We start from the raw sequence: 21,712 nt of genomic DNA, 5'->3' as shown, positions 1-21,712 counted from the left end.
AGACCTATGAAACTACAAAAAATACTCATTATCCTACTCTTACTCCTTCTGACTCTTGGCTTAATCAATGCCGCTCCCGCACAAGCCGATTCCAGTACCAGCCAACAGGTCAAGGCCATCCAGAAACGCGGAGTCCTCAATGTCGGTGTCAAGCAGGATGTACCTAACTTTGGTTACCTCAATCCTGATAGCAATACTTACAGCGGCTTAGAAATCGATATTGCAAAGAAGATTGCTAAGGAACTAGGCGTCAAAATCAACTACGTCCCAGTTACTGCACAAACCCGCGGACCACTTCTGGACAACGGACAAGTTGACATGGTCATTGCGACCTTTACCATCACAGATGAGCGTAAGGAAATCTATAATTTCACAACCCCTTACTACACTGATGCTTCTGGTTTTCTAGTTAATAAATCCAGCAAAATTACAGACGTTAAGGACTTGAATAATAAGACTATCGGCGTCGTCCAGGGCTCTATTACTCAAACCTTACTGGAAGAAATCGCCCAAGAGAAAAAACTCAACTTCAAATATGTGGAGTTAGGCTCTTACCCTGAACTTGCTGTTTCCTTGCGAGCTCACCGTATTGATGCCATTTCTGTTGACAAGTCTATCCTGACTGGCTATGTAAGCTCCAAGTCAAACATTCTGGATTACAGCTTCAAAAAAGCCGATTATGGTGTAGTAACAAAAAAATCCAATACTCAATTGAATGACTATGTAGATAGCCTAATTTCTAAATGGAAGGAAGACGGCAGTCTGCAGAAACTTTATGACAAATATAATTTAAAACCATCTGCTTCAACAGATGATTAGAAAGGAGACCCTATGAGTTTTAGTATTTCTTCTTGGCAGGCCTACTTTGCGGACTTTGGCAAGTTTTTCCAAGGATTCCTCTTTACCTTAGCTATTTCTATCGGTGCCCTGACCTTGGCTCTTCTACTAGGGATTTTCTTTGGAGCTATCAGCACAGGTAAGCATAAAGTTCTACGTGGTCTAGCTCGTGTTTTTGTTGAGTTTTATCAGAACACACCACTCTTAGTGCAATTTGTAATTGTCTTTTACGGTCTTCCGCTAGTCAGCAATTACACCATCATGCCCTCAATCTATTGGACTGCGGTTCTCTGTGTGGGACTGTACCACGGTGCTTATATCGCCGAAGTTATCCGATCAGGTATCCAGTCCATTCCTCGCGGGCAGACAGAAGCTGCACTATCTCAGGGCTTTACCTATGTCGAAACCATGCGATACATCATCCTGCCTCAAGCTTTTCGGATTATCCTGCCACCGCTAATCAATCAGGTCGTCAATCTGATAAAAAATACATCTACCGTCGCTATTATCTCTGGTATGGATCTGATGTTCGTGACCAAGTCCTGGTCTGCTCTGAACTCCAACTACATCCCAGCCTTTGCCGGAGCTGCTCTGCTCTACTTCCTCCTTTGCTTCCCAATCGCTAGCTGGGGACGTAAGGTAGAGGAAGCCAATAAACAAGCTTATAGCATCTAAGGAGGTATCTATGGAAAATATTTTAAAAGTCTTAACCGCAAACAACCTCCTCTTTATCCTTAAGGGGCTCTGGCTGACACTCCAAATTTCTTTCATTTCCATTGTCCTATCCACGATTTTTGGAACTATTCTAGCAGTAATGAGAAACGGAAAAAATAAACTGCTCAAGCTAATTGCCAGCATTTATATCGAATTTGTCCGTAATGTACCCAATCTGCTCTGGATTTTCACCATCTTTTTAGTCTTTCAGATTAAGTCAACGCCAGCCGGTATCATCAGCTTCACTGTCTTTACTTCTGCTGCTTTGGCAGAAATTATCCGGGGCGGTCTCAATGCCATTGACCCAGGTCAGACTGAAGCTGGCTTATCTCAAGGATTTACTCAGTTTCAGATTTTGCGTTATATCATCCTACCTCAGGCTATTCGGAAAATGCTGCCAGCCATCATTTCTCAGTTTGTAACAGTGATTAAGGATACCAGCCTGCTCTATTCTGTTATTGCGCTCCAAGAACTCTTTGGTTCTGCTCAAATTCTAATGGGACGCTATTTTGAAGCTGAACAGGTCTTCGCGCTCTACCTACTAGTAGCAGCCATCTATTTCCTGATTAACTTCGCCATTTCCAGCTTCTCGCGCAAGCTATCCCAACGCTGGGCTCAAGCTGCAGAATAGATAGCTCAAATAAAGATCTACTGTGCAAAAGTTGAGTTTACTAACTCAGCTTTTTTATTTTTAATATTTGTGTTAGAATAATATCAAAGGATAGACAAGGAGAACAATATGAAAAAACTAACATGGCTTTTCATCACTTTCTTAACAGCAATCTTTCTCAGCGCCTGCAGTCAGCACACTAGCTTCCAGGGAAAATGGAAGGCTCAGAAAGCAAACGGAGAGGACATTGACATTGTCTTCAATGACAAAACAGGCAAACTAGGCGATAAAGAATTTCACTATAAGATAGATAAGTCAGGCTATCAAGATAATACCAAATATTACAGTATCACTGTCAGCGATACCTATCACTACACCATCCTTTTCCCAGATGATGATATGAAAATAGCTACTCTTCTAGAACCTGATGACCCTTCAAGTGACCCTCTCTATGGGGAAATGCTCTATGCCATGAACCGAAATGAATATCCTGATTTTGATGATTATGTGGATAAATACTTGAATTAAAACTAGAAAGACCACTGATGTAGTCAGCGGCCTTTTTATTATTCTTTTTTAAATAGTTTGTCAGCTAGAAAAACGGCATTTAGTACCCTAGGAAATCCAACGTAAGGGATGCACTGCAAAAAGCATTCTATAATCTTTTCGGGGTTTAAGCCAACATTTAAAGCCGCTTGAATATGTACTTCCAGCTGTGCTTCACAACCTCCCTGTGTCAAAAGGCTAGAAAGAGTGACGATTTCTCGTTCCTGTAGATTCAGTCCCTCACGACTATAGATATCGCCAAAAGCAAATTCTACAATATAGTCTCCTAAATCGGGAGCTATTTCTTTCAGAGAGGAAATGACCTTCTCACCGCCCTCACCATCAATCTGATTGAGCCTTTCCAATCCACGTTCAAATCGTTTGTTTTTCATTTGCATTTACCTCCTTAAATGATTACAATGTCATTATAAATCTTAGACCATACTCTAAGTCAAGAAATCACAGGAGGTTTTTTATGAAAATCGGTCTATTTGCCCAAAAAGTGAATTTATCAACACATACACTCCGATATTATGAGAAACGAGGATTGATTAAAGTTGGTAGAGATCAAAGCGGTCAGCGTTTCTATGACGAGAACGATCTTGCTTGGGTTCAGTTTATTCAGCGTTTAAAAGATACGGGTATGCATTTGCAAGATATTCAGAGATATGCTGACTTGCGCTACCGGGGTGATGGCAGCCTAAAAGAACGTTTAGAAATGCTGCAGAAGCATCGCAGTTTTGTTCAAGAACAAATTAAAAATTGGCAAATGTCACTAAAAAAATTAGATAATAAAATTGAATGGTATCAAGCAGAAATCAGGAATCTTCCTAAATAATCTATAAACGAAACCCGGGCTAATTGCTCGGGTTTAATTGTTTTCTAATGAGTTCTACTTTTCAACGCGTGATTTGTTGGCAATGTCTGCTAAGATCTGCTCTACAAATTCGTCTACTGGTATTGTATGTGTTTCTTTTTGACCGTAGCGGCGGACATTGACAGTCCCGTCTTCGACTTCCTTGTCACCAACGATGAGCTGATAAGGAATCTTGCTAGTTTGTGAGGCACGAATCTTGTATTGCATTTTTTCATTACGCTCATCCACATCAGCACGGACACCCTTGTCACGCAGCTTCTTAGCCACTTGCCAAGCATAGTCAATATGGGCTTCGTTAGAAACAGGAATTAAGGTCACTTGATGCGGAGCCAGCCAGGTCGGGAAGGCACCCTTGTAATTTTCAATCAAGATGGCTGTGAAGCGCTCCATGGTTGAGATAACTCCACGGTGAATCATAACTGGGCGATGCTCTTCACCGTCAGCTCCGACATATTTGAGGTCAAAACGCTCTGGCAAGAGGAAGTCCAGCTGGATAGTTGACAGAGTTTCCTCATTTCCAAGGGCTGTTTTAACCTGGATATCGAGTTTAGGGCCGTAAAAGGCTGCTTCTCCTTCTGCTTCAAAGTAGTCCACACCCATTTCGTCCAAGGCTGCTCGCAGCATGGTTTGGGCATTTTCCCACATCTCATCGTTATCAAAATACTTATGCGTATCCTGAGGATCACGAAGAGACAGACGGAAACGATATTCTGTCAAGTTGAAGTCAGCGTAAACGTCGATAATCAACTGCAGCGCACGCTGGAATTCTTCCTGAATCTGTTCTGGCGTTACAAACAAGTGGCCATCGTTCAAGGACATTTCACGCACCCGCTGCAAACCAGTCAGGGCACCAGATTTCTCATAACGATGCATCATGCCAATCTCAGCGATACGGATTGGCAACTCGCGGTAAGAGTGAACATGGTGTTTGTAGACTTGGATGTGGTGAGGGCAGTTCATGGGACGCAGAACAAACTCTTCTCCATCACCCATATCCATGGTTGGGAACATATCCTCTTGGTAGTGCTCCCAGTGGCCAGAAGTCTTATAAAGCTCCACAGAAGCCAAAGGCGGAGTGTAGACGTGTTGGTAGCCGGAAGCCAACTCTTTGTCAACGATGTAGCGCTCCAACTCGCGACGAACCGTCGCACCGTTTGGTAGCCAGAATGGCAAACCTTGACCCACTTCTTGAGAAATCATGAAGAGATCCAGCTCTTTACCTAACTTACGGTGGTCGCGTTCTTTAGCTTCTTCCCGCATTTGCAGATATTTCTTCAGGTCTTTCTTGTCAAACCAAGCAGTACCATAAACCCGCTGCATCATAGCATTGTCGCTGTTCCCGCGCCAGTATGCACCGGCCACGTTCAAGAGGTGGAAGATCTGGATTCGACCTGTAGATGGAACGTGAGGCCCACGGCAGAGATCCACATATTCACCCTGACGGTAGATGGTCAAACCACCCTCATCTTCTGAATGCTCTTCAATCAATTCCAACTTGTAAGGATCGTTTTTGAAAATTTCACGCGCCTCATCCTTGGTCACTTCCTCACGGATGGATGGGAAGTTTTCTTTGACGATTTTCTTCATTTCCTCTTCGATACGAGGCAGATCTTCGTTCGAAATTTGCCCTGCTTCATTATCTGTATCGTAGTAGAAACCATCCTGAATGGCGGGACCAACGCCCAAGTGAATATCTGGGAAAAGACGGCGAGCTGCCTGCGCAAACAGGTGGGCTGCTGAGTGACGCAAGATATCTAAAGCATCTTCGTGGTCAGGTGTCACGATTTCAATGGCACCATCTTCAGTGATGGCACGAGTCGTATCAATCAATTTGCCGTTGAATTTACCAGCCAAGGCTTTTTTAGCTAGGGAATTGCTGATAGATTGAGCAATTTCAAAAGTTGTAACGCCAGATTCGAATTCACACACAGCGCCATCTGGGAAAGTAATCTTAATCATGAGTATTCTCCTTTAATATCTATTCTATTTATATTGGACAATTTAAAGATTCGAGCAATCTCTTCCGCAGTCTGCTTTTCTGATTGACGACCATCTGTCATGAGACTAGAATAACCTAATTTCATCGCTTCCTTACGGACCATTTGAGCAAAAAGAATGTCTCGCTGCATCCAGTTTTCAAAAGCTTGCTCAGGATTGGTTGTTCCCTCTAAGACATAAGGAACCCATTCTCTCTGTCTATAATGCTTTTTCTGAAAATCAGCTGTCGGAGTCAAGCATAGATAGGAAGACGATGGCCATTCAAGCTCCTTTACCAAGTGAGGCAAAAGTCCTGCCCCCTCCACCAAGAGAGGTCTATCTTGATTTTTTATCAAGTAAGATTTTACATAAGGAAAAATCTCTTCATAAAAGCGCCATTCTTCATCTGCCATCTCTTCTGGATTTCTCATCCAGATTTGTTCCGGATTTCTGTCCTGTCTAAGAAGGCAAATCGGCTGTGAGTCTGCACTTGCTTGACTCATCATCTCGTCTACCAAATCATCCAGTTTGATATGAAGCAGCTGATACTGTCTAGCAAGAAGTGAAGCAATTGTTGACTTCCCACTACAAGGTGATCCGCCAATCATATAAAGCACCATTCTCCCTCCTTCTGACAAAAGAAAAACGACATCCTCGAAAGGACGTCGCAACGTGGTTCCACCTTCATTTATGCAAGCCAAAAGACTTACACCTCGAATCGGCTCTAACGTAGCCACCGTTTTATGTTTGCATAAAAGCTGATAGAGTAGTCCCAACTGCATCCTCTACGCGATTTCCAGCTCCACGCGCTCTCTATAAGATTTCCTGCAGGTGATTTGTCTCTAGAAAACATTATAACACGATTGGAGAAATTTGCAAGAGCTATTGAACATCAAAACCAGAAAAACGATTTAGAGCCTCTTGACTCAAAGTGGCAGCTTGACGTTTTTTACGGTATTGCTCTGCCAACAGCATTCCTCCCAAAGAAAGGAATAACAAGACATGAATATCCCTAGCATTATAAAGCGTGGAAGTGATTGGATTATAAATCTTGTCTCCTGAGTAAAAAAGTCCGTCAAAAAAGTTTTTGAATAGATAATAATACTGAACCCCTGGAATCAAAAGAAGAAAGGGCAGTGAAAAACCTTGCATCCGAGTATTTATATAAACAATCACTGCACCAATCAAAGGAAGCAGCACAGCATAATAAAATAAATTAAGATTAGAAAGCCAGTTCAAATCGCTTCCCATACTTTCTGTATTATTTATAAAATATTGCCAAATTTGTTCCCAAATCAAGCCCGAACCAACGACAATGCCATAGAACAAAAGCAACAAAGGCAGCTGTTTGAGATATTTTTTCATAAGATTTCTCCTCTATTTCTAAATAAAACCTTGCATAAATAGCTATTGCCGCAATGATGCAAGGCATGTTTCTATTCTAATAATTTAGTAATATTCCTGATTTTTTTCACTTGCTTACTCGAAGCTTTGAGGATACGAACAGAGCCATTGATGGGTAGAGAGATGACCTTGCCAGGCAGATAGGCCACTGTCTTGGCCAGACGCTTGGCAGCACTTTCCTCTGGGCTAAGCTCGTTGTGGAAGTCCTTGGAAATAGTTAAATCCAGATAAAACTCATAGACTCTGCGACCAAAATTCTCCGCTGAAATTTCGTAGAGCTTGTCTGCTAACTTCTGTTCATCCATATCAGGTGTCGCAATAATTGCCTCTAAAATAGCGCCTGATAAATCACGCTCTTGGTAATAAAGGGTTCCAAAAATTTTGTCACTGATAACATTATCCAGATAAGGATTGCCATGAGCAATAATCGGCGTACCGCTGGCTAAGCTTTCCAGATAAGTCAGACCTTGAGTCTCACTGGTTGAGGCAGAGATAAAGAAATCCGCAGCTTTATAGTAAAGGGCCGTATCACTAGGAGCAATCATCCCCGTAAAAATGACAGCTTCTTCAATCTGAAGCTTGGCAACCAGTTCTTTCAAGTCTTCCGCATAGGGACCATCGCCGACAATGACTAGCTTGACTTTGTCATTTTCTTCAAGGACAGCAGGCATCGCCTCAACGATAGCCTGGATATTCTTTTCATAAGAAATACGGGACAGACTGAGCAGCATAATCTCATCTTCAGCCAGTCCTAGCTTGAAACGGAGTTTCTTGATATCCTCACGCGAAATTTCCGGCCGCTCAAACTTCGCCAACTCAATCCCTGTCGGAATCACCCGTTTTTCTGCTTCGATTTTATAATCAACCAAAAGGTCATAAACAATCTCGCTAGGGCAGATAACCCCATCCAAGTCACTCATAAAACCACGGACGATATATTTGACCATGCTAGGACGGATGACCATCCCCTTGGCAATATAGTGCACATAATCTTCATACTGGGTATGGTAGGTATGTACTACCGGAATCCGCAGCTCTTTGGCAATCCAAATCCCCAGCAGCCCTAGTGAAAACTCAGTCTGGGTATGGATAATGTCCAGCTGGTACTGACGGGCAATTTCTAAGGCATGAGAAAATCCTCGATAAGCCACTCTTCGATCCTTAAAGGCAAAGAAAGGTACGCTGGGAATCCGAATAATTTGCCAATCCTCATAACGATTGACATCCTTGTCCGTCGTCGTAAAAATAAATACCGTGTGACCTAATTTTTCCAGCTCCGTCTTCAAAGTCCGAATGCTGGTAGCAACCCCAGAAACCTGAGGAAAATAGGTATCTGTAAAAAGACCAATACGCATCTTACATCTCCAAAACTGTTTGATAAGCCTTGACTAACTGATCTGCAACATCGTCAATAGACCGGCTTTTAGCCACCTGATAGCCTGCTTCGCGCTTGTCCACCTTTTTATCTAAGACATTTCTCAGAGACCGGACAAACTCATCTACATTATGACAGAGCTCGGCTGAACGCTCATCCACCCAGCCATGATAAACCGGGATATCACGCAGAACAACATTCTGCTCACTGGCCAAGGCTTCCAGGACAACAATTCCTTCAGTTTCCTCATAGGACGGGAAAAAGAAGGCATCTGCTCCAGACATGGCTCCCTGAAATACCGCTCCCTTAAAATAGCCGGGAAATTCAACATTATCAGGATGGTCAAAAAGAACCAGCCGGCGAATCTTGCGCGGAATCAACCAGAGATTGATAGAGCCCAGCCAGATAAAGCGCACATCAGGCATCCTGCGGGCAACCTCTACAAAATCCTCAATCCCCTTGCGGCGGAAATAAAGTCCAGCACAGACGACCACCTTCTGCCCTTCTTCAATCTTAAAATACTTTTTAAAAACTTCTTCCTTGCGAGCATCTTTCTTATACTTAGGCAGGTCAATACCGTTTGACACAGCCACCATAGGCGTAGTGACCCCATAAGACTGGATAAGCTGCTTGGAATACTCCGATGGCGTGATAATGAAATCCGCCTTTTTATACATATGCGTCAGATATTTACCAAAGAGCGGAGCAAAAAGATTGGAACCAATAAAGGAATTTTCAAAGTCCTCCTTAGTTGAATGCCCATGCATAATCACTTTTTTATTGCCCCTCTTGGCAGCATGAAGGAGAAGCAAGCTACGGGGGCCATAGGTATTGATGTGGACCACATCATAATCTCCTAAAACGTCCGTCGTATAAGGAATCCCAGCCAAATCCAAGGCATGCATCTGATGCTGTAGGGCTCGGCCGATTCCTGATTTCTCCAAAACGGACTTTCCTTCAAGATACAGTAATACTTTCATACTTCCTATTATACCGAAAATCAAATAAAAAGGAAAACCACAAGGGCAAATGAGGTAAAAAATCCATCCAAAGCCTGATAGCATATAGAAAACTGCTCTAACTGAATGGAAACAAAAAAAGGCTGAGGTACTACGCCTCAGCCTCACTCAATAATAGTGAAAATTTCTTAAAGCAGTCATTGACTTAGTCTCTTCACTCACTTTTCGAGTTCAGAGAAGTTCCTAATCAGACTTGCGGCTCACCGCTTATTTCCGAGTTGATTTACGCTCGCTAATACTGTGAGCCAGGAGAACTTCGCGTTCTTCCAATTCTTCCTTATGCATAATCTTAGTCAGCATGCGCATACTGATAGCGCCGATGTCATAGAGGGGCTGACCGATTGTGGAAAGGTTAGGACGAGTGAAACGAGCTACTTGCGAATCATCACTGGTAATGATTTCAAAATCTTCTGGAACCTTGATGCCTTGATCAGACAGACCATTTAAGAGGCCTGCTGCCAATTCATCTCCTGTGACAAAAGCAGCTGTTGCTTTGGAAGCAATGACACGCTCTGCCAAATGGTAGCCATCATCATAAGAATATTTAGATTCAAAAACCAAGCCTTCGCTGTATGAAAGTTTCTTGTTCTTCAAGCCATCTTTATAGCCTGATAGACGGATTTTCCCGTTGATATCATCTACAAGCGGTCCGCTGACAAAGGCAATTTTCTTATTGCGCTTAGCCAGTAATTCTACAGCATCAACTGTTGCTTGCTTGTAGTCAATATTGACGCTCGGAAGCTGATGCTCCACATCGACAGTACCCGCCAAAACGACCGGTGTGCGTGAACGTGAAAACTCTGAGCGAATTTTCTCCGTCAGATGATAGCCCATGAAAATAATGCCATCCACCTGCTTAGAGAAGAGCGTATTGACAACGGATACTTCCTTATCGTCGTCCTCATCACTGTTAGCCAAGACAATATTGTATTTATACATTTCAGCAATATCGTCAATCCCTTTTGCCAAGGTTGAGAAATAGCTATTGGTAATATTTGGAATAACAACGCCGACTGTTGTAGTCTTCTTGCTGGCTAGTCCACGTGCCACTGCATTTGGACGATAGTCAAGACGATCAATGACCTCTAAAACTTTTTTACGTGTGTTTTCTTTGACGTTCTTGTTTCCATTCACTACTCGACTGACTGTCGCCATCGAAACTCCCGCTTCACGGGCGACATCATAAATCGTTACTGTGTCGTCTGTGTTCATATAGTTTCCTTTCTTCTATTGAAAATATCGTTTTCACTTTCCTACATTCACCATTTTATCACTTCTTGTAAACACTTTCAAGTATTTTGATAAGTTTTTGAAAAGTCTTGCTTTTTTTGACATTTTTTGCCAAAATAGAGGCATAGAAAGAAGGTTGTGACCATGACAAAAATTCAACAAATCACCCACTATCTCGATAATGAGAAGCTAGATGCTGCTGTCCTGTCTGATCCAGTCACTATCAATTATCTGACTGGTTTTTACAGCGACCCGCATGAGCGGCAGATGTTTTTGTTTGTCTATCCTGACCATGAACCCCTGCTCTTCGTGCCTGCTCTAGAGGTTGAGCGTGCTTCAGGTTCTGTTCCCTTTTCAGTCCTTGGCTATATGGACTCGGAAAATCCTTGGCAGAAGATTAAAGCAGCCCTTCCGGCTCACTCCTTCAAGACTGTTGCTCTTGAGTTTGATAACTTGATTTTGACCAAATATCATGGATTGAAAACTGTCTTTGAAACTGCAGAATTTGCCAACCTGACACCTTACGTCAACCGCTTGCGCCTGATTAAGTCTGCCGATGAAATCCAGAAAATGCTGGTAGCTGGCCAATATGCTGACAAGGCTGTCAATATCGGTTTTGACAATATTTCACTGGAAAATACCGAAACAGATATCATCGCTCAGATTGACTTTGCCATCAAGCGCGAAGGTTATGAGATGAGCTTTGAAACTATGGTGCTGACGGGAAATAATGCAGCTAATCCGCACGGCATTCCCGGTGCCAATAAAGTTGAAAATAACGCCCTCCTCCTTTTTGACCTTGGCTGCATGGTCAATGGCTATGCCAGCGATATGACACGGACCGTTGCTGTCGGCCAGCCGGATCAGTTCAAAAAAGATATCTACCATCTGACATTGGAAGCCCAGCAAGCTGCTCTTGACTTTATCAAGCCAGGCGTCACAGCTCATGAAGTAGACCGCGCCGCTCGGCAAGTCATCGAAAAAGCGGGCTATGGTGAGTATTTCAATCACCGCCTCGGCCACGGTATCGGTATGGATGTTCACGAATTCCCATCCATCATGGAGGGCAACGACATGGTCATTGAGGAAGGCATGTGCTTCTCTGTTGAGCCTGGCATCTATATCCCTGGCAAGGTCGGTGTCCGTATCGAAGACTGCGGCCATGTCACTAAGAATGGTTTTGAACTCTTCACCGAGACTAGCAAGGACTTGCTGTATTTTGAATAGAATTTTATCAGCTTATATTATGTCTTGAATGATTATTGGCTTGGTAAAGACCTTCTGGTTATTTGAGCTATCATTATTGGACATCGTTATAGCTCCCTCAGTTCTTACGCATTTATAATTTCAAAAAAACGATAGAAAAGTTTCTGTCGTTTTTTCTTGTTTCCTAGTAATTATACTAAGTCATTTAGATTTACCTGCTTTTTCTCTAATGAAGTCGTCTCTCGAGACGTTCCAAAGAACTCAATTACTCAGCTCTAACCAGTTCTTACACCAGAAAGATGATTCATCACTGAAAAGATAAAGCGTCATTAAACCTTGTCATATCAGAGGTTTTTATCCCATCTTGCCCTTCTGATTTAAAAATGTTATAATTTTTTATGAAAAAATTGTCTAAAAATTCTAATCTTTGCTGTTAAGGAGGTCTGGATGCTATTTAAAAAGTCAGAAAATCACGGATTTTCTCGCTATGTCTGCCTGCTCTTGCTTCTCGTCATTTTTCTGGCTTGTTCTCTCTTTTTAGCTGTCTCCTTGGGATCGGTCACTATTGACATACAAGACACTTACCAGATTATTTTCAGCAAGCTTGGTTTTCCCCTTGGCACAAGCAAACTATCTCCGTCCACAATCGCGATTGTTTGGAACATGCGGGTTCCAAGAGTGCTCTTGGGAATCCTGGCCGGCGCTGGCCTGTCTGTCTGTGGCAGCGTCATGCAATCTACTGTCAATAATCCTATCGCAGAGCCTTATATCCTAGGAATTTCAGCCGGTGCAACCTTCGGAGCCACACTAAGCATTATCTTAGGCCTCAAATCCATTACTGGCGCAGGCGCCTTTATAGGAGCCATTCTGGCATCGGCTGTGGTCCTTTTTATCGCATCCATGCAGGGAAAAATGACGACAAGCAGTCTGATTTTATCAGGAACAGTTGTAAATGCCCTCTTTATCGCCTTTTCCAACTTTATCATTTCTGTCGGTGCCAATGCTGACAGCCTTATGACCATCAAGTTCTGGACTATGGGCTCACTGGCTGGAACTTCTTGGTCAGACCTTGCCTTGCCGGCTCTTGTTGTTGATCTTTCCTTTTTGTTTTTCTGTTTCCAGTATCGTATTTTTAATACTATGATGATGGGGGACGAAGCAGCTTTGACACTGGGGGTACCTCTGCGTTTTTACTGGTTCCTCTATATCACAGTTGTCGCAATAATGACTGCGGTGCTGGTTGCCTGCTGCGGCATTATCGGCTTTGTCGGACTAATCACTCCGCACATTGCTCGCAGATTAGTTGGTACCAACTACAAAAGGCTCTTTCCTATCGCTACCCTGCTCGGCTCACTCTTTCTTGTCTGGGCAGATGTTTTGGCTCGAATTTTGGTCAAAAATGCCGAACTGCCGATTGGGATCTTCACCGCTTTGGTCGGCGCCCCCTTCTTTATCTACATTGTAGCCAAAAGCCGAAAGGAGGTAAGCAGCTGATATGGATCTAACTTGCCAAAATATCCACTATTCTGTCGGCCAAAAAGAGATCTTAAAAGGAATTTCGCTCAAGGTTGAGGAAAATCAGTTTCACACCATTTTAGGACCCAATGGAAGCGGCAAAACTAGTCTGCTCAAAACCATCTACCGCCAAATCAAACCTGACAGCGGGAACATTTATCTAGACGGAAGGCCGCTTGAACAGGTCAGCATAAAAAAAGCAGCCCAGAAAATAGCCGTTGTAACTCAGTTTAACCATCTTCAGTTTGACTGCACTGTCCAAGAAATCGTCATGCTGGGCAGGACGCCGCATCTCTCTTTTTTTCAAAAAGAGAGCGAAAAAGACTATGCCCTCGTCCGTCATGCCTTGAGGCAGGTGGACATGCTAGACAAGGGAGAGCGAACCTATCTATCCTTGTCTGGTGGTGAGAAGCAAAGAGTCCTGCTGGCACGCGCTTTAGCCCAGCAGCCAAGCCTACTGCTCCTAGACGAGCCAACCAATCATCTGGATATCAAATACCAGCTGGATATGCTGCGTATCGTCAAAGACCTGAACATCAATGTTTTGGCTGTGTTACACGATATCCAACTGGCTTGTCGGTATTCAGACTATTTGTACCTCATGAAGGGAGGTGAGATTGCATACCAAGGCGCTCCAAAGGAGGCCATCACTCATGATTCACTGCAAGCCGTTTACGGTATTCAGAGTAAAGTGATCTGGACCAAGGATCGACAGGCCATGATTCAGTATCTATAAGAGCCTGTTTTCAGCTTTATCTATACAAGCTCCAAGCCCAAGAAAGGAAGGCAATATGAAAAAAACACTCAGTATCTTACTCGTCGCAACTGCTGCACTGACAATGGCAGCCTGCAATTCTTCATCTAAGGAAAGTACGAAAGAAAGCTCAACTTCACAATCTTCCTCCAAAACAGAGAGCGCGAAAAAGAGCACAGCAGAGACAAAATATCCAGTAACAATCAAAACTTACGATGCCGAAGGCAAGGAGATTGATCAGGTCTTTGAAAAGGCACCGGAAAAGGTCATCACCAACAACCTTTCAACGACCGAAATCATGATTGAACTAGGATTGAAAGACAAGATCGCCGGTATGCTCAATCCAGACAACAATGTCACAGATAAATACAAGGCTGATATTGCCACCATTCCGCAAGTCGGCGACAAGAAAACCGTATCACAGGAAACTGTGCTATCCTATGAGCCAGATGCTCTTCTTGGCCGAAACATGATGTTTTCCGAGAAATCTCTGGGGACAGTCAGTGCCTGGAATGAAAACAAAATCCCTGTCTATACACAGAAGGCTTCCCTGTCCAATACCAAGCAAGACCTAGGAAATATCGTTGAAGATGTCAAGAATATAGGAACCATCTTTAATGTCCAAGACAAGGCCACTCAGTATGCTGACCAGCTGCAGACAAGAATTGACACTGTCAAGAAAGCTAATAAGGCTAGCCAAGGTGAAAAGAAAAAAGCGCTCATCATGTGTGCCTACAACGATGAGACTTTCGGTGCTTATAAATCTGCCCTGCAGGAGAGCTTGCTCAACCAGCTCGGCTATACCAATGTAGCGACTGGAATCTCTGACCTAACCTTGGAAAATCTGGTCTCTATGGATCCAGAAGTCATCATCTATGTAACCAGCGACCGCAACAAGTCCATTGATGAACAAGCAGTTGATCTAATGAAAGCTAATCCAGTTCTGGAAGATGTTCCAGCGGTCAAAAATCAGAAAATCATGACCATCTCCTATGATGAGTTCATGGATTACGGTCCTTCTGTAATCGACTCACTCGAGAAAATCAATGACTTTGTCAATAAATAAGACTTTTGTCTGGGAGGGTATCACTGTCAACATTGCCCTGCCCCAAGATTATGACGGTTCGAGACCTTATCCAGCAATCTTGCTAAATGATGGCCAGATAAACTACTTGAGCAGGCTTTCTTCATCAGTAATCTTGATCGGACTGATATCGAACAACAGGCTGGACGATTATACACCCTGGAAAGCCAATGCTCTAAAGCCTGACAATCCCGATTTTGGCGGCAGAGCAGATAGCTACCACCAGAAACTATTCAACGATATATTAGCAGAAATCAGACAGCACTACCGACTGGATGACAAGAGAATTGCCTATGGTGGCTACTCACTCGGTGGACTAGCGGCTGTTTACAGTCTCTATAGCGGCTGCGAAGTTCCCTGTGTCTTTTCTATCTGCGGTTCCTTTTGGTACCCAGGTTTCACCGACCATTGCCGAACTCAGGACTTGAAAAACAAGGACTGTCTAGTCTATTTGCAGAATGGAAAGACTGAAGGCGCGAATCACTCGAACCGACTTTCCAAAGCTCCTTTTTATGCTGCAGAAATTCATCGCTTGATTCAGAAAGAAATCCTTGCCACATACTCCGTCTTTGATCCTTATGGGCATCATGAAGCCATCGAAGAGCGCTATGGTGGCTTTGCCGATTGGCTGGCCACACAATGGCATATCGACTAACGAAAAACCCCTTTGTCACTCACAGCAGCTGACAAAGGGGTTTTTAGTTTATTAATGCAAGCAAAAGACTCTTACCAGTAAAATGGTAAAAGTCTTGAGTGGAAAGATTTATTCCGTTTTCTCTCCCGCCTCTAGTTTCAACAAGAAAGCTTTTTTATCAAGACCGCCGGCATAGCCGGTCAGCTTGCCGTTGCTTCCGACAATCCGATGACAGGGAATCAGAAGGGAAATGGGATTGTGGCCGATGGCACCACCGACTGCTCTGGCCGAGCCAATTTTTCCATACTCAGCCTGCAACTCCCGCAAAATATCTGAATAGGTAGCCGTTTGCCCATAGGGAATCTTCTGCAGCACTGTCAGAACCTTGCTTCTGAACTCAGTCACTTGGGGTGCCAATGGAATCTCATCTGTCGCAGGATTTTCTCCCTTAAAATAAGCATCCAGCCAAGCAGAGACGCGTCGGCTGATTTCTGTCTCCTCCTGCTGCGCTTGCTCCAGATCATAGCCTGCCCCAAAATATTTCTGACCCTTAAGCCAAAGTCCCAACAAGGCATTTGCGTCTGTCAAGATGAGAATCTGGCCAATCAGCGATGTATAATAAGTCTTGTACATATTTTTTCTTTCTTTTAGCTTCTTGATATGCCTTATTATACCACTCTTGTCTTAACTTTTGCCACAATCCCATCTGGGTCTGTGACTTCTAGCTCTTGGGAGCTAATCCATCGGACTGGCGCCTGCAAATCCAGAGCATTTTCATAAATAGCTACTAGATCTTCTTTTCCTTCTACTTGCGCCTCAAAATAGGCTAGTCCTAGTTGCTTAGGTTGGCGATGATTCAAGTGAGAACCTCCCCATTCATTGACTGCTAAATGATGATGGTAGTTTCCGGATGCCAGCCAGCTAGCAGAAGGTACAGAAAATTTATCCGCCAAGCCTAGAAGCTTTTGGTAAAAATGACTGGCTGCTCTGCTATTTTTCACAGACAGGTGGACATGGCCCATACGAGTTCCTTCGGCAATACTAAAAGGTTGGATTTCCTGACCTAGTTCATAGATTTCTTGAGCCGCTAGCACTTCCGTCACTCCGATAATGCGGCCATCTTCTCGAATATCCCAATCAGCCTGAGGCTTGTCCCGATAAAGCTCAATGCCATTGCCTTCTGGATCCTCCAGATAAATGGCTTCACTATAGCCGTGGTCGGCTCCTCCAACCATAGGAACTTTATTTTCTGATAAATGCTTAAGGATATCTGCCAAAGCTTGACGGCTTGGAAGCAAGAGTGCCAGATGATAAAGACCGTAAGACGACTTAACGGACTGCCGGTCACTGGTTGCTAAAAGCCTCACCAGCACTTGTCCATCCCTGCCCAAAGCCACCTGTCCGTCCTGCTCTTCCAAAAGTTCCAGCCCTAAAACGCGCTGATAAAAATCCTTTTGTCTTGCTAAATCGGCCACATAAAGTGCCACCTCTCCTAGATAAATCTTGCTTTGATATTCAAAAGTCATGTTTTTCTCCTCTCTTAAATTTAAAATTTCAGCAGTGCTCCTGCCAAATCTTTTTTTATTTTCCCAAAACAGAAATACGTTTCTTGATGTGGTTGCCTGCCTTTCCATTTGCTCCGAAGTCTTATTTAAATTGTAATCATTTTTGTTACATCTATTAGTATAGCACATCTTAATGTAATGTCAACAATTACATCTCAGAATATTATTCACCAAAAAACAATCTGCTCACTGGGAAACAGATTGTTCTTTAATTTCTTTTTCGGTTGCTGCGACGACTTCGTCAAGGCTGGTCTGAGCCAATTCAGCTTCCATGGCTGCTTGAATAGCTGCCAAGCGATCGTCTAAGACATTGTGAATGTTCTTGCCGATAGGACAGTCTGGATTGGGCTTGTCATGAAAGCTAAAGAGCTGGCCGCTCTTGCCCAGACATTCAACCGCACTATAGACATCCAACAGGCTAATGTCTTTCAAATCTTTGGCAATCTCTGCTCCTCCAGTCCCACGAGCAACGGTAATCATCCCGGCATTCTTGAGCTGGGACAGGGTCTTGCGAATAATAACTGGATTGACGCCGACACTGCCAGCAAGGATATCACTTGTCAGTTTTTGTTTTTTTCCCTCCAAAGCCAGGACAATCAGCATATGAGTGGCAATGGTAAAACGGCTAGAAATCTGCATTTTTTCTCCTCCCTCATCATCTTCTCTCACTATTATATCTCAAAAATGGTGTAACTTCAAGAGTTACGACTGGACTTTAAGAAAGCTGCGATCTCATCCGCATATCCTTCCCGCTCACTGATTTCCCGAAGCAGGTCGTGGTTGTGGGTATGGTGGATACCATTGACCAAGCTCTCCCGATAAATCTCATAGTAAGGCAAGTGGAGCTCCCGAGCCAATCGTAGCTCCTGTTCCACATCGTAGGCCACGCGCCGAAGGTCGACATCAGCCAGACCCGTCTCATCAATCTCTAAAATGGCATACTGGGCTCGCAAGTCCTGACGCAAAGCCGAATCTAGAAAGAATGGCTGACCAATAGAGCCGGGATTGATAATCAGCTGGCCCTTAGTCCCGTAGCGGAGAAACTGCTGGTGAATATGACCATAAACAGCGACAGCACAGTCATTCCCCTCAAAAAGTTGATCGAAATCGTTCTGCGCGCCAATATGAATCAGCTCCCGCCCCCAATTCTTATCTGGCAGATGGTGGCTGACCGCAATCTTCAAGCCTTTTACTTCTGTCAGGAGCTGAAGAGGGAGTTCCTGCATGCGGTCAATCTCTTCTGGACTGATTTCCTCTAGGACAAAATGGCAGAGCCGGGTCAGGTAGAGATGGCTGGGACGTGTCAAGTCTAACTTTTGGTGCAGAGCATGCCAGAGACTGTCCTCCCAATTCCCCCTGACCTGGAGGCTAATAGACAGCTGTTCCATCCTATCTAAAATATTTCTGCGACCGGTGCCTGGCAGGAGCAAATCCCCCAAAAACCAATAATCTGTCACCTGCTGGCTTTCCGCATCCGCCAGTACTGCTTCCAAGGCTGTGCTATTCCCATGCACATCGGATAATAAGGCAATTTTTCGTGTCATCGTATGTCTTTCTCTTTCTTTACAAGGAATATTATATCAAAGTTCAAAAAAACTTCCACCCATCAAGTGAGTGAAAGTTTTGAAATGTTTTTATAAATTAATCAACAGACTTGAGCGCTTCCAGCATATCCACCCGTCTGAGGCGGTAATTGACAAAGAAGCCAAGCAAGGTCAGAATAAGAGTCACTGCTGTTAGAGGAAACAGATAGACTGAGGGACTTACTTGAGGGGTTAAGCTGATAATGCTAGGCGCAACCTTCTCAATCAAAAAACGATGCAGGAAGAAGCCGCCTAGAAGCCCAACTGCCATCCCAATCACTGAAAGAATAATGGTCTCTCGATAGATATAGAGGGTCACTTCCTTATTATGGAAGCCCAAAACCTTGATGGTGGACAGCTCGCGAATCCGCTCGGCCACATTGATATTTGTCAAATTGTAGAGAATGACGACTGCTAAAAGAATGGAAATCAGGACCAAAATTAGCATCGTATTATTAAGAGAATCAGCTAGAACGTTGAACTGCTTCACCATGCTAGCATTTTGGGAGACACTCTTGACAGATTTGAGGCTCATAAATTCATTGGCCTTATCCACAATATTTTTGCTAGAAGAGTCCTTGAGCCGCACTAGATAAGCATTTTTCTCGGGCTTTTTGCCGTAAATCTTCTGGTAGTCAGTTGCCTTCATAAAGGCAAAATGGCCAAAATGATTCTCATTGACTGCTGCGAGCTTGACAGGCTTGCCACCCAGCTCTATACGGCCACCGGGGCTAACTCCAGCTATGCGGGCCAATTTATCCGAAACAACTACACCGTCCTTGAGAGTCAGCTTTTGCTGGTTGTCAGGACTTTCCATAGAAATAAAAGGTTCAAAATTTTCCTTGTCCGTAACCATTAAAGTGACTGACTCTGTCTCTTTTTTTCCTTTGTATTTCTCTGTCAAGGTTTCACTGTAGATCTCCTGATAATCAGCAATCGAGTCATCTGCCAACATCTTTTTCAGCTTGTCTTGCTCAGCTTGATTCTCCCCAGGATTGACAGCGACAATCAAGTCGTAGCGCAGAATCTCCTCAAACTGACGTTTGGGAATACCACCAATAGAAGACTGGAGTCCTAGGCCGGCAAAGAGCAGGGCAACAGAACCCGCCACACCAAAGATGGTCATAAACATCCGCTGCTTATAGCGAAAGATATTGCGAGCTGTGACCTTCTGAGTAAAGCTAAGGCGCCGCCAGATAAAAGACAGTCTTTCCAAGAAAATCTTGGAGCCTTTAACCGGTGGCTTGGGCAAAAGCAAGTGAGCTGCTTCTTCTGTCAGCTCCCGCCTCGCCACCAAATAGGCAGGGAGAACGCTGGAAAGAAGGGAAAGCCCAAGGGCCAGTAAACTATAGGAAACATAAAAATATGCATGCGGGGCAGAAAGCACCATCCCTCTGGTAATAATAGAAGAAATCACTCCAGACAAGAAATAATGTCCCAGCAGAATCCCTATGAGGGTACCTAGACTCCCCGCCACCAAACCGTAAAGGGCAAACTTACGAATGATATCTCGGCTATGATAGCCTAGAGCCTTAAAGACACCTGCATTTGTTCGCTCTTCATCGACAAAGCGAGTCATGGTGGTAAAGGTCACCATAGCTGCCACCAGATAGAGCACCACCGGGAAGATATTACCAATCGACGCAATACTATTCATGGAGTTTTTATACATATGATAGCCATTACCACCTGGCAGAGACTTGCGGTCATAGCTATGATAGGCAGGCTCTTTCAAACGACTCAGGTCTGACTTAGCCTCAGCTAGCTTGTCCTTGTTAGCAGATAGGTCTTTCTCTGCCTGTGCGAAGTCTGCTTTTTTCTGATTGAGCTGGGACTCAGCCTCCTGAATCTGCTGCCGGCTCTGACTGAGCTGATTGGGAGCTAGGATAGAAGCGGATTGAGCTGCCGCTAGCTGGTTTTTTTGCTGGTCCAGCTGACTCTGAGCTTGCTCTAACTGTTTTTTACCTTGGGTCAGCTCACTCTCAGCCTGAGCAATCTTGTCTTCACCCTTCTGAATGGTGCTTTTGGCATCCGTCTCTAATCGCTTAAACCGGGTCGCTCCATTATCTTCAAGGCTCTTGTCCAAAGCAGCCTGGTGCTGCTCCAAACGCTCCTGATAACTTGCAGAGAAGGGAGCCTGCTTTTCTAAATCATGATAGCGCAGACGGGCAATACTGTAAACATCTGTATCAAAGACCTTGGGGCTGACTACAGCATAGGCTGATAAAGCCCCGCTGCCACTAGTCGCATTGCCCAGATTTCTATCAGACCAGAGCTCTGCCGAGTTGACAAAACCCACAATCTTATAAGTCTTGTTTTTCAGAACTGACCGACTGCCTGCTTTCTCAGTCAGATCAATCTCCTGACCAAGCTTGTATTTTTTAGACCAAAAGCTAGCCAGGGCAATTTCTTGCGCATTCTTGGGAAGACGACCGGAGGTCACTTGAAAGTTTGAAATATCCTTAGTATCCGAGAATACTCGCAGGGCCTCCTCGTCTACGGTGACATCTGTCAGATAGCCAAACTCGACATCAGCTCCCTTAATAGATTCCAGCTCTTTCTGATCCGCCTTATCCAAACCATAGTCCGCCATAACAGCCAAGTCCATGGTTCGTTGCTCTTTCAAATAATCTGTTGCTGTTCTGCGCATATTGGGTGGAGCGACCTTAAGCCCCACGAGAGCTAAAGAGCCCAGCATCATGAGGATTAAAATAGATAGGAAACGTCCTTTAGAGCTAGTGAAGGAGCGCAGAATATCTTTCCAATAAATCTTTCTCTTCAT

The 21,712-nt window shown here is 44.0% G+C and carries 22 protein-coding genes; 10 read left to right on the top strand and 12 right to left on the bottom strand.

The window, feature by feature from the left end:
- Nucleotides 1–6: 6 nt before the first annotated feature.
- The 4 genes from O3627_RS01255 (at nucleotide 7) to O3627_RS01240 (ending at nucleotide 2,689) form a co-directional block, all read left to right on the top strand.
- Nucleotides 7–819 (top strand): transporter substrate-binding domain-containing protein, encoded by an 813-nt coding sequence (locus O3627_RS01255; RefSeq protein ID WP_002906091.1) that lies wholly within the window; start codon nucleotides 7–9, stop codon nucleotides 817–819.
- 12 nt (nucleotides 820–831) lie between these two features.
- The gene (locus tag O3627_RS01250; RefSeq protein ID WP_002906090.1) at nucleotides 832–1,512 is read left to right on the top strand and encodes an amino acid ABC transporter permease; all 681 of its coding nucleotides are present in this window, start codon (nucleotides 832–834) and stop codon (nucleotides 1,510–1,512) included.
- Between the two features lie 10 nt (nucleotides 1,513–1,522).
- The gene (locus O3627_RS01245) at nucleotides 1,523–2,182 is read left to right on the top strand and encodes an amino acid ABC transporter permease (RefSeq protein ID WP_002912899.1); all 660 of its coding nucleotides are present in this window, start codon (nucleotides 1,523–1,525) and stop codon (nucleotides 2,180–2,182) included.
- Nucleotides 2,183–2,290: 108 nt separating this feature from the next.
- Nucleotides 2,291–2,689: a hypothetical protein gene (locus O3627_RS01240; RefSeq protein ID WP_125382742.1), complete on the top strand. Its 399-nt coding sequence runs from the start codon at nucleotides 2,291–2,293 to the stop codon at nucleotides 2,687–2,689.
- 38 nt (nucleotides 2,690–2,727) lie between these two features.
- Here the strand turns inward: O3627_RS01240 and O3627_RS01235 are convergent, their stop codons facing one another.
- Complete coding sequence (locus O3627_RS01235) at nucleotides 2,728–3,105, bottom strand: carboxymuconolactone decarboxylase family protein (RefSeq protein ID WP_004186112.1); 378 nt, start codon at nucleotides 3,103–3,105, stop codon at nucleotides 2,728–2,730.
- Nucleotides 3,106–3,182: 77 nt separating this feature from the next.
- Between O3627_RS01235 and O3627_RS01230 the strand changes: the two genes are divergently transcribed.
- Nucleotides 3,183–3,545 carry a MerR family transcriptional regulator gene (locus O3627_RS01230; protein WP_004186110.1) on the top strand — a complete coding sequence of 121 codons (363 nt, stop codon included), beginning with the start codon at nucleotides 3,183–3,185 and terminating at the stop codon, nucleotides 3,543–3,545.
- Nucleotides 3,546–3,599: 54 nt separating this feature from the next.
- Here the strand turns inward: O3627_RS01230 and thrS are convergent, their stop codons facing one another.
- The 6 genes from thrS to ccpA all read right to left on the bottom strand — a co-directional run bounded on the left by thrS (nucleotide 3,600) and on the right by ccpA (nucleotide 10,571).
- Complete coding sequence (gene thrS, locus O3627_RS01225; RefSeq protein ID WP_125382744.1) at nucleotides 3,600–5,543, bottom strand: threonine--tRNA ligase; 1,944 nt, start codon at nucleotides 5,541–5,543, stop codon at nucleotides 3,600–3,602.
- Nucleotides 5,540–6,232: an AAA family ATPase gene (locus O3627_RS01220; protein ID WP_185756138.1), complete on the bottom strand. Its 693-nt coding sequence runs from the start codon at nucleotides 6,230–6,232 to the stop codon at nucleotides 5,540–5,542. The genes thrS and O3627_RS01220 overlap by 4 nt, the downstream gene beginning before the upstream one ends.
- Before the next feature lie 211 nt (nucleotides 6,233–6,443).
- The gene (locus tag O3627_RS01215; RefSeq protein ID WP_125382746.1) at nucleotides 6,444–6,926 is read right to left on the bottom strand and encodes a hypothetical protein; all 483 of its coding nucleotides are present in this window, start codon (nucleotides 6,924–6,926) and stop codon (nucleotides 6,444–6,446) included.
- A gap of 71 nt (nucleotides 6,927–6,997) precedes the next feature.
- Nucleotides 6,998–8,320, bottom strand: a complete 1,323-nt coding sequence (locus O3627_RS01210) for a glycosyltransferase family 4 protein (protein WP_002894916.1) — start codon at nucleotides 8,318–8,320, stop codon at nucleotides 6,998–7,000.
- A gap of 1 nt (nucleotide 8,321) precedes the next feature.
- Nucleotides 8,322–9,320, bottom strand: a complete 999-nt coding sequence (locus tag O3627_RS01205) for a glycosyltransferase family 4 protein (protein ID WP_125382748.1) — start codon at nucleotides 9,318–9,320, stop codon at nucleotides 8,322–8,324.
- Between the two features lie 246 nt (nucleotides 9,321–9,566).
- Entirely contained in the window at nucleotides 9,567–10,571 is a 1,005-nt protein-coding gene (gene ccpA, locus O3627_RS01200; RefSeq protein ID WP_002894913.1) for a catabolite control protein A, read from the bottom strand.
- A 162-nt stretch (nucleotides 10,572–10,733) separates the two neighbouring features.
- On the opposite strand from ccpA, the gene O3627_RS01195 reads away from it, so the two are divergent.
- From O3627_RS01195 to O3627_RS01175, 5 genes are all read left to right on the top strand, one after another.
- Nucleotides 10,734–11,816: a Xaa-Pro peptidase family protein gene (locus O3627_RS01195; RefSeq protein ID WP_125382750.1), complete on the top strand. Its 1,083-nt coding sequence runs from the start codon at nucleotides 10,734–10,736 to the stop codon at nucleotides 11,814–11,816.
- Nucleotides 11,817–12,242: 426 nt separating this feature from the next.
- On the top strand, nucleotides 12,243–13,289 hold the full coding sequence (locus tag O3627_RS01190) for an iron ABC transporter permease (RefSeq protein ID WP_125382751.1): 1,047 nt from the start codon (nucleotides 12,243–12,245) through the stop codon (nucleotides 13,287–13,289).
- A 1-nt stretch (nucleotide 13,290) separates the two neighbouring features.
- Nucleotides 13,291–14,046 carry an ABC transporter ATP-binding protein gene (locus tag O3627_RS01185; protein WP_125382753.1) on the top strand — a complete coding sequence of 252 codons (756 nt, stop codon included), beginning with the start codon at nucleotides 13,291–13,293 and terminating at the stop codon, nucleotides 14,044–14,046.
- A 55-nt stretch (nucleotides 14,047–14,101) separates the two neighbouring features.
- Nucleotides 14,102–15,130 carry an ABC transporter substrate-binding protein gene (locus O3627_RS01180; RefSeq protein ID WP_125382754.1) on the top strand — a complete coding sequence of 343 codons (1,029 nt, stop codon included), beginning with the start codon at nucleotides 14,102–14,104 and terminating at the stop codon, nucleotides 15,128–15,130.
- Nucleotides 15,111–15,803 (top strand): alpha/beta hydrolase-fold protein, encoded by a 693-nt coding sequence (locus O3627_RS01175; RefSeq protein ID WP_125382755.1) that lies wholly within the window; start codon nucleotides 15,111–15,113, stop codon nucleotides 15,801–15,803. The genes O3627_RS01180 and O3627_RS01175 overlap by 20 nt, the downstream gene beginning before the upstream one ends.
- A gap of 108 nt (nucleotides 15,804–15,911) precedes the next feature.
- On the opposite strand, the gene O3627_RS01170 is transcribed toward O3627_RS01175, so the two are convergent.
- The 5 genes from O3627_RS01170 to O3627_RS01150 form a co-directional block, all read right to left on the bottom strand.
- Entirely contained in the window at nucleotides 15,912–16,415 is a 504-nt protein-coding gene (locus tag O3627_RS01170) for a methylated-DNA--[protein]-cysteine S-methyltransferase (RefSeq protein ID WP_125382757.1), read from the bottom strand.
- A 35-nt stretch (nucleotides 16,416–16,450) separates the two neighbouring features.
- Nucleotides 16,451–17,308: a VOC family protein gene (locus O3627_RS01165; RefSeq protein WP_185756139.1), complete on the bottom strand. Its 858-nt coding sequence runs from the start codon at nucleotides 17,306–17,308 to the stop codon at nucleotides 16,451–16,453.
- Nucleotides 17,309–17,533: 225 nt separating this feature from the next.
- Complete coding sequence (locus O3627_RS01160; RefSeq protein ID WP_002931101.1) at nucleotides 17,534–17,986, bottom strand: Rrf2 family transcriptional regulator; 453 nt, start codon at nucleotides 17,984–17,986, stop codon at nucleotides 17,534–17,536.
- A gap of 56 nt (nucleotides 17,987–18,042) precedes the next feature.
- The gene (locus O3627_RS01155) at nucleotides 18,043–18,891 is read right to left on the bottom strand and encodes a metallophosphoesterase (RefSeq protein ID WP_125382759.1); all 849 of its coding nucleotides are present in this window, start codon (nucleotides 18,889–18,891) and stop codon (nucleotides 18,043–18,045) included.
- A 97-nt stretch (nucleotides 18,892–18,988) separates the two neighbouring features.
- Nucleotides 18,989–21,712: an ABC transporter permease gene (locus O3627_RS01150; RefSeq protein WP_125382760.1), complete on the bottom strand. Its 2,724-nt coding sequence runs from the start codon at nucleotides 21,710–21,712 to the stop codon at nucleotides 18,989–18,991.

This window comes from Streptococcus sp. 27098_8_82 (assembly GCF_041431615.1).
GTDB classification, from domain to species: Bacteria; Bacillota; Bacilli; order Lactobacillales; family Streptococcaceae; genus Streptococcus; species Streptococcus sanguinis_K.
The sequence above is the reverse complement of the archived record's forward strand: the minus strand, read 5'-3'. Positions and strand labels throughout refer to the sequence as shown.

Bases quoted from the DNA above. Each gene is read 5' to 3' on its own strand.
- O3627_RS01165 (WP_185756139.1), bottom strand. From the start codon at position 17,308: ATGACTTTTGAATATCAAAGCAAGATTTATCTAGGAGAGGTGGCACTT.
- O3627_RS01190 (WP_125382751.1), top strand. From the start codon at position 12,243: ATGCTATTTAAAAAGTCAGAAAATCACGGATTTTCTCGCTATGTCTGC.
- O3627_RS01240 (WP_125382742.1), top strand. From the start codon at position 2,291: ATGAAAAAACTAACATGGCTTTTCATCACTTTCTTAACAGCAATCTTT.
- ccpA (WP_002894913.1), bottom strand. From the start codon at position 10,571: ATGAACACAGACGACACAGTAACGATTTATGATGTCGCCCGTGAAGCG.
- thrS (WP_125382744.1), bottom strand. From the start codon at position 5,543: ATGATTAAGATTACTTTCCCAGATGGCGCTGTGTGTGAATTCGAATCT.
- O3627_RS01155 (WP_125382759.1), bottom strand. From the start codon at position 18,891: ATGACACGAAAAATTGCCTTATTATCCGATGTGCATGGGAATAGCACA.
- O3627_RS01250 (WP_002906090.1), top strand. From the start codon at position 832: ATGAGTTTTAGTATTTCTTCTTGGCAGGCCTACTTTGCGGACTTTGGC.
- O3627_RS01245 (WP_002912899.1), top strand. From the start codon at position 1,523: ATGGAAAATATTTTAAAAGTCTTAACCGCAAACAACCTCCTCTTTATC.
- O3627_RS01170 (WP_125382757.1), bottom strand. From the start codon at position 16,415: ATGTACAAGACTTATTATACATCGCTGATTGGCCAGATTCTCATCTTG.
- O3627_RS01180 (WP_125382754.1), top strand. From the start codon at position 14,102: ATGAAAAAAACACTCAGTATCTTACTCGTCGCAACTGCTGCACTGACA.
- O3627_RS01230 (WP_004186110.1), top strand. From the start codon at position 3,183: ATGAAAATCGGTCTATTTGCCCAAAAAGTGAATTTATCAACACATACA.
- O3627_RS01160 (WP_002931101.1), bottom strand. From the start codon at position 17,986: ATGCAGATTTCTAGCCGTTTTACCATTGCCACTCATATGCTGATTGTC.
- O3627_RS01185 (WP_125382753.1), top strand. From the start codon at position 13,291: ATGGATCTAACTTGCCAAAATATCCACTATTCTGTCGGCCAAAAAGAG.
- O3627_RS01210 (WP_002894916.1), bottom strand. From the start codon at position 8,320: ATGCGTATTGGTCTTTTTACAGATACCTATTTTCCTCAGGTTTCTGGG.
- O3627_RS01255 (WP_002906091.1), top strand. From the start codon at position 7: ATGAAACTACAAAAAATACTCATTATCCTACTCTTACTCCTTCTGACT.
- O3627_RS01150 (WP_125382760.1), bottom strand. From the start codon at position 21,712: ATGAAGAGAAAGATTTATTGGAAAGATATTCTGCGCTCCTTCACTAGC.
- O3627_RS01235 (WP_004186112.1), bottom strand. From the start codon at position 3,105: ATGCAAATGAAAAACAAACGATTTGAACGTGGATTGGAAAGGCTCAAT.
- O3627_RS01175 (WP_125382755.1), top strand. From the start codon at position 15,111: ATGACTTTGTCAATAAATAAGACTTTTGTCTGGGAGGGTATCACTGTC.
- O3627_RS01205 (WP_125382748.1), bottom strand. From the start codon at position 9,320: ATGAAAGTATTACTGTATCTTGAAGGAAAGTCCGTTTTGGAGAAATCA.
- O3627_RS01215 (WP_125382746.1), bottom strand. From the start codon at position 6,926: ATGAAAAAATATCTCAAACAGCTGCCTTTGTTGCTTTTGTTCTATGGC.
- O3627_RS01195 (WP_125382750.1), top strand. From the start codon at position 10,734: ATGACAAAAATTCAACAAATCACCCACTATCTCGATAATGAGAAGCTA.